Consider the following 15157-nt stretch of genomic DNA (forward strand, 5'->3'; position numbering starts at 1 on the left):
AACCACAACCGCAGTCCGGTAGGCCTAACAGACCTATGCCTGCAAAAAAGAATGACATTAAAGATCAATATCGTGTCAACGAACGCATCCGTGCCAAAGAGGTGCGTCTGGTCGGCGATAATGTAGAGCAGGGTGTTTACACCATACAGGAAGCTATGCACATGGCCGACGAGCAAGGTCTCGATTTGATCGAGATTTCTCCCAATGCAGTGCCGCCTGTATGCAAGATTCTGGATTATCAGAAATTCCTCTATCAGCAGAAGAAACGGCAGAAGGAGCAGAAGGCCAAATCGACCAAGATTGTGGTGAAGGAGATTCGTTTCGGACCGCAAACCGACGATCACGACTACAACTTCAAGTTGAAGCATGCCATCGGCTTCCTCAACGAAGGTGCCAAGGTGAAAGCCTACGTATTCTTCAAAGGCCGCTCGATTCTTTTCAAGGAGCAGGGCGAGGTGCTGTTGCTGCGTTTTGCCAACGACCTGGAAGACTATGGCAAGGTAGAGATGATGCCGGTTCTCGAGGGGAAGCGCATGATTATCATGATAAGCCCCAAGAAAAAGTAAGAAGAGATAGGACAGACTATTCATTCAATTATAAAATTAAAATTTAGTAAAATGCCAAAGATTAAAACTAATTCCGGTGCCAAAAAGAGGTTCGCCCTTACCGGAACAGGAAAAATCAAGAGAAAACATGCTTACAAAAGCCACATTCTGACGAAGAAGACGAAAAAGCAAAAAAGAAACCTCACTCACATGACTACGCTGAAGACGGTCGATGTGAACAATGTAAAAGCATTGCTGGGCTTGAAATAATGCTCGACGGGTTTCCGAAAAATTTTCTCACACAAAAGAGTAGTTTCAAAATTTATTAACCGAATGTTTTTAGCTTGAAGTTTACCTTGAACGGTAGCGCTAACATTCAAAACAAAAAAAACTATGCCAAGATCAGTAAATCACGTTGCTTCAAGAGCAAAAAGAAAAAAGATTCTTAAACTTACCCGCGGTTACTATGGTTCGCGCAAAAACGTCTGGACCGTTGCCAAAAATACTTGGGAAAAAGGTTTGACCTATGCTTACCGTGACCGCAAAAACAATAAGCGTAATTTCCGTGCATTGTGGATTCAACGTATCAATGCAGCCGCTCGCCTCGAAGGCATGTCCTACTCGAAACTGATGGGCGCCCTTCACAAAGCCGGCATCGAAATCAACCGCAAGGTTCTCGCCGACCTGGCCATGAACAACCCCGAGGCTTTCAAGGCTATCGTCGAGAAAGTGAAATAAGAGAGACGCATAATCTTCTTTTATTATAGCTGTTTAGGGATTCCCGCACAGGGGGTCCCTAAATTTTTTTATCGAAATATTTTGTTTATTCAAAGGAATTGTATAGCTTTGTATCAAAGAGAAAGAGAAAGCCCGGTCGTATCAGAGTAGATTGGGAAACTCATCAAAAATTATGAAATGCCGAGACACGCTTTCCGTTCCAATGGCGGGCCACAACCTTTCGAGGTTTGCTTTGCACGGTGGATTACAAAGGAGCGGGGGCCCTCAAATCCTGTCTATCGGAGTTTCATCGCATCCTTTGATACGACCCCTTATATAGTCCGGTTCCCTGCACGGAGTCGGGCTTTTTTATAGGGGACTATTATTCGTTGAATATCATAATTATAAAGGGAAATGAAACGTATGTTTGCAAGCCTCGTACTCGCTCTCCTCTTGAGTACGGCAACGGCTTGGGCCGAGTCGCTGGCTACTCTCCAGCAACAGGCCGAAAGCGGAAACAGTGATGCACAGTACGATTTGGCCATGTGCTACTGGAAGGGGGAAAAGGGGGCCCCGAAAGATGACAGCAAGGCTTTTTATTGGGCCAAGAAATCGGCCGAGCAAGGCGATGCCTATGCCCAGTCGTGGGTAGGCTATTTCTATGAAAATGGTTACGGCACCGCACGGGATTTCGGTGAAGCGGCGTACTGGTATCGCCGCAGCGCCGACCAGGGCAACCGCTTCTCGCAGAACAATCTGGGCGAGTGCTACTACTACGGACGGGGTGTCGAGCGGAACTACGAAAAGGCGGCCTCGTGGTACAAGAAGGCGGCCGACCAGGAGTTCCCTTCGGCCTGCTACAACCTGGGCTGGTGTTACGAAAATGGGGAGGGGGTTGCCTCCAACCGGTCGCTGGCCATCAGTTACTATCGCAAGGCGGCTGCGAGCGGCAATGAGGATGCCCGCCAGCGGCTGTCCAAGCTGGGCCTGTCGGCCGACGGCAGTTCCACAACGTCGGCCTCGACGGCATCCACTTCTTCGTCATCGTCGGGCTCGCATGTCGACCCCTCGACGTTGGCCAATGCCCAGTCGGGAATCGATGTGTCGCAGTATGTGCTGGGGCAGCAGTATTTTGACGATGGGAACTACGAGCAAGCCGTGTACTGGTGGCGTCAAGCCGCAAAACAGGGATATGGCAAAGCCTCGTTGCAATTGGGCGAGTGCTACTACAACAGTTTGGGTGTGGACCGCAACTATAAGACAGCTGCCTACTGGTATACCGAGGCTGCCGAGCAGGGCGAGAACGATGCCTGTTTCAAACTGGGCGTCTGTTATGAAGAGGGTATTGGTGTAATCCGGGATTACCAGATAGCCTTCAAGTATTACGAGAAGGGCAATTTCATGCTGGCGGCAGCCCACTGTTGCCGCAAGTGGCTGCAGCAGCAGAACCGTACGGATCTCAACTACCTCACGCTTTCGATTGCCGAGCTGCTGTTGATGTCGAGCAAGGGCGATGCTTTGGCACAATGCTATATGGGCCTTTCGGCATATATCGATAGCGACCTCTCCAAAGCCAAGGCCTGGTTCCAGAAGTGTGTGGACAATGCCAACGCCACCTCTTTGAGTCGGACGATAGCCCGCAAGTATATCGCTTCGATCGAAGAGGGCGAGGAGGAGACCGATGCGCTGATGGAGTTCTTCGGCTTTTAGCGCGGAGTGGGTGGGGGAGAGAGCACCCTCTCCCTCGGACTAAATATCAATCGCCATTTGAGTGCAAGTTTTAGGAATAAATTGTAACTTTGCAGGGATAAAAACCGCACATGCCGGCCGAGGTGTAAGGTTCTCGTGTTCGAGGCTTTGGATACTGGTGCCGGGGTGAGTTAAAAAAAAAGATTAGTTATGGCCGATACGGTAGCGCAATTTGAGCATGTAATATCTATTTGTCGGGATCTGTTCGTCAAAAAGCTGAAAGACTATGGCGCTTCGTGGCGCATCCTGCGTCCGCAGTCGCTCACCGACCAGATTTTTATCAAGGCAAAACGCATCAGAAGCATCGAGACGAAGGGCGAAAGCAAAATCGATGAAGGCATTCGCTCCGAGTTTATCGGCATTGTCAACTACGGTATCATCGGGCTCATCCAGCTGCATCTCGGCTATGCCGATACCGAGGACATCAGCAACGACGAGGCCCTGGCCCTCTACGACAAGTACATGACCGAGACCAAGACCCTCATGTATGCCAAGAACCACGACTACGACGAGGCGTGGCGCAGCATGCGCATCAGCTCCTATACCGACCTGATTCTGACCAAAATCTGCCGGACCAAGCAAATCGAAGACAACGAAGGCAAGACTCTCGTCTCGGAGGGTATCGATGCCAACTACATGGATATGATCAACTACTCGCTGTTTGGCCTTATAAAGATAGAGTATGGAGAGCAAGACGATTAACGAGAAACGCAAAGCCCTTCTGATACAGTGGCTTGTTTTTCTCTCCCGTCTGATTGTCGGGGGAACATTCGTCTTTTCGGGCTTTGTAAAAGCCATCGACCCGTACGGTACCGCCTATAAGTTTGAAGACTATCTCGCCGCATTTCACCTCGAGTTTCTCTCGTCGTTCACTCTGCTCTTCTCGGTAGCCCTCTCGGTGGTCGAGTTTTTGCTGGGTGTTCATCTGCTGTTCGGGTCGTACCGCAAGTCCACGCCGCGGCTGGTCTTCCTTTTCCTCTGCGTGATGACTCCCCTCACGCTCTATCTGGCCATTGCCAACCCCATATCCGATTGCGGCTGTTTCGGCGATGCCGTCCATCTGAGCAACTGGGCCACCTTCTTCAAGAATGTCGTTCTGTTGGGTGGTGCCATATTTCTGCTCTATACCAACAAGCGGTTGCGAGCCCTCTACAACAAGGAGGTGCAGTGGCTCACGGGGCTCTATTCGCTGGTCTTTGTCCTCTTCTTTGCCTATGTCGGCATCAATTACCAGCCCTATCTCGATTTCCGTCCCTACAAGATTGGGGTCAACATACCCGAAGCTCTTGCCGCCAGCGAGCCTCAGCACGAGTTTATCTTCATCTATGAAAAGGATGGGCAGCAACAAGAGTTTTCCCTCGACAGTCTCCCCAGCGAAGAGGAGGGGTGGACCTTTGTCGACCGGCGCGAAAAGGTGATTGAGAGCACCCGGCCGCAGGCTCCCGCCATCGACGAATTTACCATCTATCGGGGAGCCGACGATATTACCGACGAAATCCTCGGCGACGACAACTACCGCATCCTGTTGCTTTCGCCCGACCTCGAGCGGGCCGACGACAGCGAGGTAGACCGCATAAACGAGCTCTACGACTACTGTGTGGAGCGGGGTTACGCCTTTGCCTGCGTCACCGCCTCGAGTCCGCGGGGCATAGTGACCTGGCTCGAGAATACCGGGGCCGAGTACCCCTTCTACTTCATGGACCGAACCACCATTCGCACCATAGCGCGGGGCAACCCTTGCGTGCTGTTGCTCAAGGGGGGAACCATCTTGCGCAAGACCGCACCCTCGCAATTGCCCGACGAGACCCAGCTCACCCAGCCGCTCGACCAGCTCGACTACGGTCACCCCGAGGTATACCGTCCTCAACGCCGCATCGGCTTCATCGTGCTGCTCTATGTCATACCCATGCTCTTCTTGCTGTTGACCGAGAGAACCGTGGCCATGATTATCGGGCGGGTGAAGCTGTGGCGGCTCAATCGCATACGCCGCCGGCGCAGGGCCGAGCACGAAGCTCTGAAGGCCGCAGAAGCTAAAGCGGCAGGGGCATCGCCTCGACCCGAAGAGACCGACCCAACCCCGACCGACGTAGCCGCTGCAAACGAAGAGCCTGAGGACAATAGCGGGAAGCCGGTGGCCGATGAGGAGGCAGCCCCGGCAGCAGAATCGTCTGAGCCTGCGAGCGAACCGAAAAACGAGAATAAGAAACAAAACGAAATACAATAATTTTTTTAACCTCTAAAAAAGATTTGTTATGAGAAAAAACATTGTTGCAGGAAACTGGAAAATGAACACGACCGTACAAGAGGGCGTGGCTTTGGCTAAAGAAATCGATGCCGCTCTGGCCGGTGTAACCACCAAATGCGATGTAATCATCGCCACTCCGTTCACTCACCTGGTATCGGTTGTAAATGCTATCGACACCAAACGTATCGGTGTAGGTGCCGAGAACTGTGCCGACAAGACCGAAGGCGCATTCACGGGCGAAGTTTCGGCCAAGATGGTCGCTTCGACGGGTGCACAATACGTAATCCTCGGCCACTCCGAGCGTCGTGCCTATTATCACGAAACTCCCGAAATCCTGAAAGAGAAAGTCCTCCTGGCTCTGGCCAACGGTCTGACTCCCATCTTCTGCATCGGCGAAGTTCTGGAAGAGCGCGAAGCCGGCAAACACTTCGATGTCGTAAAAGCACAGGTAGAAGAGTCGCTCTTCAACCTCTCGGCCGAAGACTTCGGTAAAATCATCCTGGCTTACGAACCGGTTTGGGCCATCGGTACCGGCAAGACTGCTACGGCCGACCAAGCCGAAGAGATTCACGCCTTCATCCGCAAGACCATTGCCGAGAAGTATGGCAACGAAGTAGCCGAGAACACCTCGATTCTCTATGGTGGCAGCTGCAAACCCAGCAACGCTGCCGAGCTCTTCGCCAAACCCGACGTAGACGGTGGTCTGATTGGTGGTGCTGCCCTGAAAGCCGACTCGTTCATGGGCATTATTACTGCATTCTAATAAAATAGATTTTCACAGAGGCTGCAAAAGTGGGAATAAATTCTTATTTTTGCAGCCTCATTGTTTTTGAAAAGTTGTAGGTTATGCGCAAATCACATGTAATACTGGCCCTGCTCGTGATAGGAGCGGCAGGCGCGACGGCACAAGCCCAGGTCGCAGTCTCCGACACCTCGATAGTACAGTACCTCGAGCGTCCCGAGACCGGTGGCAAAGTGAAAGTGGTGCAACCGGCCGAGCTGGCCAAGCGGGTAAGCCGGGCCGAAGGCGTGGTCAAGTACGACGGCAACAAGGGCTATGCCCAGTCGTCGGGATTCCGCATTCAGGTCTTCTCCGACAACGACTACCGCACCGCCAAGAACAATGCCCTCTACAAGGAGGGGCTCATCCGGCAGGCCTTCCCCGAGCTGGACACCTATGTCACCTTCACTTCGCCCTTCTGGCGGCTGAGAGTAGGCGATTTCCGTTCCTACGAAGAGGCCGGCAACGCCCTGCGGGAGTTGAGGCGGGAGTTCCCCCAGATGGCTCGCGAGATGCGAATTGTGCGCGATAAGATACAAATACAGATACATCAAGGATTTACCGAATAATTTGTTGATTCATGGATGAACAGGTTATGAGCCCGGAAGAGCAACAACGGGTTTGCAAGGAACTGGCCGAACACTATCGGGCCATAATCTCTTTATTGGGCGACGATCCCGATCGGGAAGGGCTGCGAAAAACTCCCGAGCGGGCAGCCAAGGCAATGATGAAATTGACCAAAGGCTATCGCCAGTCGGCACACGACGTCATATCTTCGGCCATATTCGAGCACACCGGTTCGCGCATCGTCATTGTACGCGACATCGAGTTCTACTCCTTCTGCGAGCACCATCTGCTCCCCTTCTTCGGGAAGGTGCACGTAGGCTATATCCCCACCAAGGGCATCGTAGGGCTCAGCAAGGTAGCCCGCCTGGTCGAGGTATATGCCCGCCGCTTTCAGGTGCAGGAGCGTCTCACGGCGCAAATCTGCCACAGCTTGGCCGATACCCTCGAGGCCGAAGGGGTCATCGTCATGGTCGAAGCCCGTCACCTCTGCATGCAGATGCGGGGCGTCGAGAAGCAGGGAGCCGTCACCGTTACCTACGATTGTACCGGTAAATTTGAGCAACCCGAGTGGCGCCGCGAATTTTATTCGCTCATCGGTAAAAATTCTTGCGAGCAATAACCAATTATTTATCAAACAGTAACCCGTTTTGATGAAAAAAATGTTTGAGAAAATTTCGCAAAGCTCTTGCATAAGTCAAAAAGAGGGTTTATCTTTGCACTCGCAATCGCGAAAATAGCTCAGTTGGTAGAGCACAACCTTGCCAAGGTTGGGGTCGCGGGTTCGAGTCCCGTTTTTCGCTCGACCATCGGAAAGCGTTCCGAAAAAGGCTTTGAAATGATGAAATGCGAAAATAGCTCAGTTGGTAGAGCACAACCTTGCCAAGGTTGGGGTCGCGGGTTCGAGTCCCGTTTTTCGCTCCATCGGTATCTCTATCGATGAACAATAAATGCCCAGGTGGCGGAATTGGTAGACGCGCACGTTTCAGGTGCGTGTGTCGAGAGGCATGCAGGTTCGAGTCCTGTTCTGGGCACCAAGATGAGAGACGAGATACCGTATGTCCGGGTGGTGGAATTGGTAGACACGCTACTTTGAGGGGGTAGTGGGCGTTGGCTCGTGTGAGTTCGAATCTCATCTCGGACACTCGAAAAGGTCGGTAATCTTGCGGTTACCGACCTTTTTGTTTTTGTGCCCTTCTGGCCCCGTATCCCCTGCGAGGGGACTCGCCTGTCATACCGCGCTACGACGCGGTATCCAGAAATACCCAGCCCGTCATTTCGCATTCGACGCGGAGGTTTGGGGCATACCGCACTTGATGCGGTATCCAGAAATTTTCTCAAGCCTATTCGGTGGTCAATCTGTTGGAGGTTATTGTGCGGGGTGGGGTAAATCCGGTAAGTCTATTTGTGGCAAGGAGAGGAAGGTCTATATCTTTTTTTTCCGATTTCTGTAAAGGAGAAAAATGAATGGCTGAATAGCAAAAGCGGTGTTATTTATTTTGTATTTTCTTAATTTAATCTATATTTGTAGATGATTTGAATTTACAGGGACTGTATTTCAGGGGACGACAGACGTATCATTTATCATAAAACCCGACGACCATGTGGAAGTGGATATTCAAACCGATAGTTTGGATTTTTTCGAAATTCCTGAAGCTGCCGCTGTGGGGGCAGATGGCTATTCTTGTGGCCGTTTCGGTGATTACGCTCGTGCTGATGACTGCCAGTTTCGGGCACAAGGCCGATTACCGGACTGTCGCTGTGGCCGAGGGGCCGATGTTTGTGGGGCGGGGAGGTGATCTCTCCGATACCTTGCATATTTCGCCGGGCGATTCGCTGCGACTGTTGGCCCGTCAGGGCGAGATGGTCTGGGCCGAGACACCCGACGGCCGTTTCCGGGGCGTGATTCCGGCCGGGGTGGCGGTGGCTCCCGAGGGGTTGCCGGAGCGCTCACTCAAGCAGGACCGTAAGATTTCGTTCCGTAAATACCTCCGAATGATTGACGACCCGGATTTTTCGATGGAGCGGCTGTACGATCGGGTGACGGTCAACAGCGTGAAGACGACACCCGACTCGATTGTGGTGGTGCCCAATCTGGTGCTGCTCGACGACTGGTGGAACATGTTTCGGGTCTCATTTACCTTTAACCCCGACGGCTCGTTTGCCGGGTCGCATTATTGGCCTACCTCTTTCCGACATTGGCTTTCGGCGGTTACCTCGCACGAACCGATGATGGGGGGCGATGGCTTGCGGGCTCATATCACCGACCTCTTTTCGTGGGTCATTTCGCGCCCCGAATTTCCGGCCGTGATGTCGACCTGGCTGCTGTCGGGGATATTCCTGAATCTGGTTCCCTTCCTGCCGCTTTGTCTGCTCATGGGGCTGCTGGCGTTGCGTCGCCCGCTCTACTATGTGCCCAACTGGGCGGTCAATCTGCTGATAGCGGCCTGCATTCTTTTCGGTTTCTGGCTGTGGCCCAAGCTGATGCTGTTGCGGGGCTATCCCTTTATCTCGGCCTATCCGCTGGTATGGGTCATTACCATTCTGGTCGTGGGGCTCTTCTGGGGGCTCTACCGAGGGTTGAGGTGCCCTCGCTGCAAGCGGCTCGAAGATCACGAACTGGTGAGTACCGAGGTGCTCAGCCAGCGGTATAGGGACCGGAAGGGCGAGGCGGTGAAGCGCCGCACGCATACCGGCACGACGACCGCCTACACCGAGCGTACACGCAACGGGCAGGTGGAGGGGCGTGAAAAGGAGTGGGAAGAGAAGCACTTCGACGAGGAGGTCGAGACCTGGGTCGACCGGGTGCGCATCGACAAGGTGAGGGAGCTGTACCGATGTCGCCATTGTGGTCACGAACGGGTGAAGATACGACGCAAGGAGTCGTGGGTGAGCCGCCGCGATACCGGTAGCGAGAATCGCAAGACCTCCGATTTCAAACGATTTTGAAGGAACTTCCCGGGTGTACGGCCTCAGGCTGTTGCGTTCGGGAGTGTCAGCCCGCTGTCCCGTTCCCTGTTGCAGGGGGCGGGACATTTTTTGTGTCTCGGGCGCTGTCGGTCGGGGTGGTCGGGAGGGTGTCGGGTGCGGAGGTGTGAGGATAGATGGCCTGCCCCTGCCAGCGGCCGGAACTGCGGTAGCCCAGGTCGTTGACCTGAAGCAGAAGTCGGGCGGGGGCTTGAATGTCGAGCGAGCGCAAGGTTTTGGTAAACTGCTCGCGGCGAGCCAGTACGTCGACCGTTTCGAGGGCTTCGCGGAAGGGAGCCGACTCGAACGAGAAGGCCATCACTCCCGGGGCCGAAAGGGTGTGCAGGAAAGTACCGTTGCGCAAAGGATAGTGGCGCACGGATATTTCGTCATGCGTTTGGCATACAGGTCGATAGTCGTTTGAGAGCAGACGGGGCAGCCGCCGGGCAAGACTCTTCTGCTCTTGTGGGGAGGTGCGGTACCACAGGGTCACATTGCCGTCGCGGGTGAACGAAAGTACGATGGTATCGACTTCGGGCAGGGCCGATGCCGTGCGAATCTCTTGCCACAGGCGCACCAGCGTGCGGGCGCGTTGCCAATAGGGCAGGGCGGCGGTCGAGTCGGGCGGCAGGGCCGGGGTGGTCTCGAGAATGGCCCGGCTCTCTCCGGCCGGGATGTAGTCGTAGGGCGAGGCTGTTTGGCAGGCTTGGGCGAGCCGGTAGTTTTGCCGCGCGATGTAGCCACCCGCGAACAAGATGCACAGGACGATGCACAGTATGCTGATATGTCTGGGATTCACCCTATTGGCCTGCATGATTGACAAATATAGTGAGAATTCGCGAAACTATGGCAATAAATGGGGAATAAAGTAATATGTTGAGAGTTAGGAGAGATCGGCATTGTTCGTCCGAAGGGTGCTTTCGGCGGAAAATTCGGTTTTTGGAAGGGTTAGGAGATTGAATCGCTACCTATCCGTTGCCTTTTTCCTGTCCGGAATTCCGGTCTTGAAGACGGTTTTGCCGATGGATGATTATCCCTGTCTTATGCCATAGAACCCGCTTGTCAGGCATCTTTGCTACTGCAAATTTAGCGATTTTTCCCGGCAATGCGAAGAAATATAGGCTCCGGGATGGCATCTGTGATTCCTATTCGTGGTTCCGCTACGTTTTGCATACCTACAAATGACTCTATATCAGTTAATTTTGCAAACAAAGAATAGAGTTATGAAAAAGAGCGGATTAAAGGTTTCGTTCTACCTTAAAAAGAGCGAGATATCGGAAGACGGCCTGTGCCCGGTGATGGGGCGCATAAATGTCGGCAGATACTCCGAGGCGGCTTTCAGCGCGAAGCTCTCGGCATCGCCGAAGGCATGGATGCTCGGCCGTGCCACGGGCAAGAGCGCCGCGTCGAGGGAAATCAACCGCCAGCTTGACGAAATCAGGGCAAGCGCACTTTCCGTCTATCAGGAACTGTCGGCTGTCCGCATGGGCGTGACTGCCGATGATGTGAAGTGCCAGATACAGGGCATGGCTTTCGGACAGGAGACACTGATGGGATATTTCAGCACGTTCATAGAGAATTTCTCAAAGCGTGTCGGCGTGAACCGGGTCCATGCCACTTTGAAATCCTACCATTACACATACAAATGCCTGGCAACATTTCTGGAAACGGAATATAAGTTGTCCGACATTCCGTTTACGGCTATCGACCGTTCCTTCATAGACAAGTATGACATCTACCTGCGTACACAGCGCCGACTCGCTATATCCTCCGTGAAATTCCATACCACACGGTTGAAGATGATAGTGTCGGAGGCTATCACCGACGGCATAATAACCGCAGATCCTTTTGCCGGATACGAGGCGGAGAAGCCACAGCGTGAGCAGAAGTTCCTTACTTCGGAGGAACTCCACCGGATTATGACGACACCGCTTCATGACAGCCGTCTGTACCATGTCCGCGACCTCTTCCTGTTCTCCTGCTATACAGGCATTCCATACGGCGATATGTGTCTTCTGACTGAGGATAATCTTGAAACTGCCGAGGACGGTACGGTTTGGATAAAATCCTCGCGCAAAAAGACGAAGATGGAATATGAGATACCGTTGCTTGAGTTGCCGTTGAGGATTATCAAGAAATACCGTGGAATGGCACCTGAAGGGAAACTTCTGCCGATGTACAGCAACTCCACCCTGAACACATATTTGAAAAGGATTGCCAAGATATGCGGCATAGAGCGCAGACTGGTCTATCACTGCGGGCGTCATACCTACGCCACCGAAATCACGCTGGCGCACGGTGTGCCGCTTGAGACCGTCAGCCGTATGCTGGGACATAACCGGATTACCACGACGCAGATCTACGCGAAAGTGACCGATGACAAAATCGGCACAGACACACAGAACCTTGACAGCCGGATAGCGTCACGCTTCACTGTCGCCATTTAATAAACTAAAACTCACATAGTCATGAAAAAGGATAAAGACAACAATACACCCAAACGGCGCAGCACATTCGCCATACTCTTCTACATCAACCGGACAAAAGTCCGCAAGGACGGGACATGCCAGCTTTTGTGCAAGGTCAGCATAGACGCCGAATGGGAGCAGATAGGCACGAAAGTGTCTGTGAATCCTGATATCTGGAACCCCGAAAAAGGGCGTGCCGACGGACGCAGTGCCAATGCCGTGACCGTGAACCGCGCCATAGACTCGCTGACAGTCGAGATAAACGAGCATTATGAGGATATAAGGCGCAGTCTTGGCTTCGTCACCGCCGAGCTTGTGAAGAACGCCATGAAAGGCATCGGTCGCAAGCCATCAACCCTTCTGGCCCTTTTCCGCGAGCATAACGAGGAGTTCCACAAGCGTGTGGGAGTAGACCGCACTAAGGAATCATATGAGAGCTATCTCAACTCCTACCGGCATCTGTCGGCATTTGTAACCGGGAAACGGAATATGGAGGATGTTCCGCTCCGCGCTCTTGACAGGGCTTTCTATGACGACTTCGAGGTGTTTCTCGGCGCAGACCGTGGGCTAAAACCCAAATCTGTCCATGAGCACCTTTACCGTCTGAAGAAGATGACGACGCGAGCCGTCAGTCAGGGTACACTCCGCCGTGACCCTTATGCGAGACTCCATCCCCCGTTGCCACGGCGCAAGAGCCGCCACATGAGGCTTGACGACTTGAAACTGCTTATGGAAAAGCAGATTGACGCCCCCAATCTCCAAAGAGTGCGCGACTGGTTTATCTTCTCGACATTCACCGGCCTTGCATACGCGGATCTCAAACAGTTGTCGGAGGATGACATATCCCAGGCTCCCGATGGCACATGGTGGATACACGTCAACAGGCAGAAGACCGGCAGCCGCTCGGCGATACGTCTGCTTGACATCCCAATGCGGATAATGGAGAAATACAGGGATGAGCGCCAAAACGGGAAGATTTTCAATCTATATTGCAGGAACCACTTGATAAGGTTGACCAGACAACTTGGCGAGGAATATGGATTTTACCTTACCTTTCACAAGGCGAGGCATAATTTCGGAACGCACATCACGCTGTCGATGGGCGTTCCTATTGAGACAGTCAGCCACATGATGGGACACAAGAGCATTACCACAACCCAGATATACGCCCAGGTGACTGACCGCAAGGTGGATGAGGACATGAAGCGTCTGCGTATGCAGGCAACCGGTTCTGAAATAACCTTGATTGACGAAAGCATGGATAAGGCAATGGAAAAGAGAAGGAAATATAATTTCAGGAACAAGGCGGGAAACGGCCTGTGATTGCAGACCGTTCCCGCCTATGTCTGATAGTGGCGCGCATATTGCGGAAATCAGCGGCTTTTACAGCCACTTCTGTTCCTCCACGCATTTCCGGTGCGCCTTTTCAAGAAGGCTCTGTATCTCGGATTCCCGGTATAGGGCCTTTCCCTGTACAATGTAGTAAGGAATAAGACGAGCGGTGCGGTATTCCTGCAAGGTGCGCCGGCTCACTTTCAGCAGGCGAGACAGTTCCTCGTCAGTGAGGAACCTGTCCCCCTTGAACATGGGACGTGCTACCGATTCAACTTGTCCGAGCGCCTGCCCGATGTTTCCGAGGCGGCGCAACAGGTCTGCCACACGCGGATCCTGCCTGTCGATAAAATAATGGCTCATAACTGTGATGTGTTGGGGTAATACGATGATTGGAGCAGTTTCTCTACATCCTCCGGACGGTAGAAGAGCTTGTTTCTTATACGGCTGAACGGTAGGATACCCTTGTCGCGGTAGGTCTGCAAGGTGCGCTTTGAGATTCCGAGAATGTTGCATACATCCTCATTGTCGAGCCATTTCTTAAGGCCGATGTCCTCGTGCTTTCGGCTCAGCAGTTCGGATTTTTCCTCGATTTCCCTGATTCTGGAGAACAGGGCGTCGAAAGTTCTGATGTCCATGCTTATTATTTCCATGATGTTACGTTTTTTAGATTTTACGATATGTGTTTCAGTGGCTCACGGCGGCGGGTAGCGACTTCCCTTTCATCTGTAGGAATTCCTGTATCTCGGATGCCTTGTAGTAGGTACGTCCGTCTATCATGTAGTAGCGGATAAGCTTCTTCTGGCGGTATCTCGCAAGGGTGCGCTTGGTGACGCCGAGCAACCGGCACAGGTCGTAATTGTCGAGCAGCGTGTCGCCGTCCAAACAATCCTTTAGCTTGTTCATCCGCTCGAATGCCCGCTCCATCTTGTCAAAGCGTTCCATGAGCGAGGTAAACATCTTATGCACTGTTTCGTTATATAGCATAATCGGTTCTTTTTGATGTAAATGAATTGGTTTGTTCTACACCGTGTTGCGCAATCGGTTATACTACATATATTGGCTAATGCCGTGCCACCGCCACCAAAAGGCATGACAAGACACCGATATTCATCAGAATATCAGTGCGATAAAAATATTCAAGCGTGAAATGATGGAAATCAGATGTATTGCAAAATGCAAGACTTTCCGGCGGTATGCAATAGTCTATTGCGAGATTATCGCGCTTTGCGCCGGTAGATGTTTCGGCAAATCCCGTTCTTTAACCGGCTGGATTTGCTTAATATCCACCCTGACGGCACGCCGTTTTGAAAGATATGGGTTCCTGTTCCTGCAATTTCAGGCAAAATATGGATTACCAGTTCGTCTATTATATTGTAACGGAAGAGCCGTGTCATAAGCTCCATCCCGTCCAGATCCGATACTTCGGCGGTGTATATGCAGGATTTGTCGGTGCTGTCCTTGTCACATACAAGATCAAGGACCGGGTAATCCGCTTGGAGTGTGTATGTGCCTATGTCATGCCAGTGCCGGAACCCTTTGGCATCGGTCATAAGCCAACGCATCCGGGGATTGTCGGCATCCGGGAGGAAACCGTCGATAGTCATTGCTGTTATGATGCGTACCGTTGCCATGTCGTTTCATTTCTCTGTTACATTGCAAAAGAAAAAGCGCGATGTCCACGCACTCAGACAGCGGTTCTGGCAAAACCGTAAGGAGAATACGCAACACCACGCTATGCGATACGCACAGCATAAGTATTACGCAATGATTCTCCTTAAACATCAAC

General features: G+C 52.5%; 17 protein-coding genes and 4 tRNA genes. 16 read left to right on the top strand and 5 right to left on the bottom strand.

Going from position 1 to position 15157, the window contains the following annotated elements; genetic code table 11:
* Positions 1–35: 35 nt before the first annotated feature.
* The 14 genes from infC to B5F38_RS11845 all read left to right on the top strand — a co-directional run bounded on the left by infC (position 36) and on the right by B5F38_RS11845 (position 9550).
* Positions 36–566 carry a translation initiation factor IF-3 gene (infC, locus tag B5F38_RS11780; protein ID WP_087409423.1) on the top strand — a complete coding sequence of 177 codons (531 nt, stop codon included), beginning with the start codon at positions 36–38 and terminating at the stop codon, positions 564–566.
* Positions 567–617: 51 nt separating this feature from the next.
* A complete protein-coding gene (gene rpmI, locus B5F38_RS11785) occupies positions 618–815 on the top strand; it encodes a 50S ribosomal protein L35 (RefSeq protein ID WP_087409424.1) in 198 nt (65 codons plus the stop codon).
* A gap of 123 nt (positions 816–938) precedes the next feature.
* Positions 939–1283: a 50S ribosomal protein L20 gene (gene rplT, locus B5F38_RS11790; RefSeq protein WP_008860709.1), complete on the top strand. Its 345-nt coding sequence runs from the start codon at positions 939–941 to the stop codon at positions 1281–1283.
* 393 nt (positions 1284–1676) lie between these two features.
* Entirely contained in the window at positions 1677–2972 is a 1296-nt protein-coding gene (locus tag B5F38_RS11795; RefSeq protein ID WP_087409425.1) for a tetratricopeptide repeat protein, read from the top strand.
* A gap of 189 nt (positions 2973–3161) precedes the next feature.
* Positions 3162–3713, top strand: coding sequence for a DUF1599 domain-containing protein (locus B5F38_RS11800; protein WP_087409426.1), 552 nt, complete (start codon positions 3162–3164; stop codon positions 3711–3713).
* Positions 3694–5235: a BT_3928 family protein gene (locus tag B5F38_RS11805; protein WP_206422493.1), complete on the top strand. Its 1542-nt coding sequence runs from the start codon at positions 3694–3696 to the stop codon at positions 5233–5235. The genes B5F38_RS11800 and B5F38_RS11805 overlap by 20 nt, the downstream gene beginning before the upstream one ends.
* A 28-nt stretch (positions 5236–5263) precedes the next feature.
* Positions 5264–6019 carry a triose-phosphate isomerase gene (gene tpiA / locus B5F38_RS11810; RefSeq protein WP_087409427.1) on the top strand — a complete coding sequence of 252 codons (756 nt, stop codon included), beginning with the start codon at positions 5264–5266 and terminating at the stop codon, positions 6017–6019.
* Positions 6020–6102: 83 nt separating this feature from the next.
* On the top strand, positions 6103–6606 hold the full coding sequence (locus B5F38_RS11815) for an SPOR domain-containing protein (protein WP_087409428.1): 504 nt from the start codon (positions 6103–6105) through the stop codon (positions 6604–6606).
* 26 nt (positions 6607–6632) lie between these two features.
* Positions 6633–7223, top strand: coding sequence for a GTP cyclohydrolase I FolE (folE, locus tag B5F38_RS11820; RefSeq protein ID WP_162611682.1), 591 nt, complete (start codon positions 6633–6635; stop codon positions 7221–7223).
* 108 nt (positions 7224–7331) lie between these two features.
* A tRNA-Gly gene (locus tag B5F38_RS11825) sits at positions 7332–7404 on the top strand.
* 45 nt (positions 7405–7449) lie between these two features.
* Positions 7450–7525: transfer RNA gene (locus tag B5F38_RS11830), tRNA-Gly, on the top strand.
* Between the two features lie 28 nt (positions 7526–7553).
* Positions 7554–7638 (top strand) — tRNA-Leu (locus tag B5F38_RS11835).
* A gap of 23 nt (positions 7639–7661) precedes the next feature.
* Positions 7662–7745 (top strand) — tRNA-Leu (locus B5F38_RS11840).
* Positions 7746–8203: 458 nt separating this feature from the next.
* Positions 8204–9550, top strand: a complete 1347-nt coding sequence (locus B5F38_RS11845; protein ID WP_087409430.1) for a hypothetical protein — start codon at positions 8204–8206, stop codon at positions 9548–9550.
* 46 nt (positions 9551–9596) lie between these two features.
* Here the strand turns inward: B5F38_RS11845 and B5F38_RS11850 are convergent, their stop codons facing one another.
* Positions 9597–10367 carry a hypothetical protein gene (locus tag B5F38_RS11850; protein ID WP_143240975.1) on the bottom strand — a complete coding sequence of 257 codons (771 nt, stop codon included), beginning with the start codon at positions 10365–10367 and terminating at the stop codon, positions 9597–9599.
* A gap of 424 nt (positions 10368–10791) precedes the next feature.
* On the opposite strand from B5F38_RS11850, the gene B5F38_RS11855 reads away from it, so the two are divergent.
* A complete protein-coding gene (locus B5F38_RS11855) occupies positions 10792–12015 on the top strand; it encodes a site-specific integrase (protein ID WP_025279191.1) in 1224 nt (407 codons plus the stop codon).
* Positions 12016–12036: 21 nt separating this feature from the next.
* Positions 12037–13359: a site-specific integrase gene (locus B5F38_RS11860; RefSeq protein ID WP_087409432.1), complete on the top strand. Its 1323-nt coding sequence runs from the start codon at positions 12037–12039 to the stop codon at positions 13357–13359.
* A gap of 60 nt (positions 13360–13419) precedes the next feature.
* Here the strand turns inward: B5F38_RS11860 and B5F38_RS11865 are convergent, their stop codons facing one another.
* The 4 genes from B5F38_RS11865 to B5F38_RS11880 form a co-directional block, all read right to left on the bottom strand.
* Positions 13420–13731, bottom strand: coding sequence for a helix-turn-helix domain-containing protein (locus B5F38_RS11865; RefSeq protein WP_016273983.1), 312 nt, complete (start codon positions 13729–13731; stop codon positions 13420–13422).
* On the bottom strand, positions 13728–14021 hold the full coding sequence (locus B5F38_RS11870) for a helix-turn-helix domain-containing protein (protein WP_025279189.1): 294 nt from the start codon (positions 14019–14021) through the stop codon (positions 13728–13730). Before B5F38_RS11870 ends, B5F38_RS11865 begins: the two co-directional genes overlap by 4 nt.
* A gap of 34 nt (positions 14022–14055) precedes the next feature.
* On the bottom strand, positions 14056–14355 hold the full coding sequence (locus B5F38_RS11875; RefSeq protein WP_025279188.1) for a helix-turn-helix domain-containing protein: 300 nt from the start codon (positions 14353–14355) through the stop codon (positions 14056–14058).
* Between the two features lie 230 nt (positions 14356–14585).
* Positions 14586–15002 (bottom strand): hypothetical protein, encoded by a 417-nt coding sequence (locus tag B5F38_RS11880; protein WP_025279187.1) that lies wholly within the window; start codon positions 15000–15002, stop codon positions 14586–14588.
* Between the last annotated feature and the right edge of the window lie 155 nt (positions 15003–15157).

The sequence above is a fragment of the Barnesiella sp. An22 genome (assembly GCF_002159975.1).
Taxonomy (GTDB): Bacteria; Bacteroidota; Bacteroidia; order Bacteroidales; family Barnesiellaceae; genus Barnesiella; species Barnesiella merdigallinarum.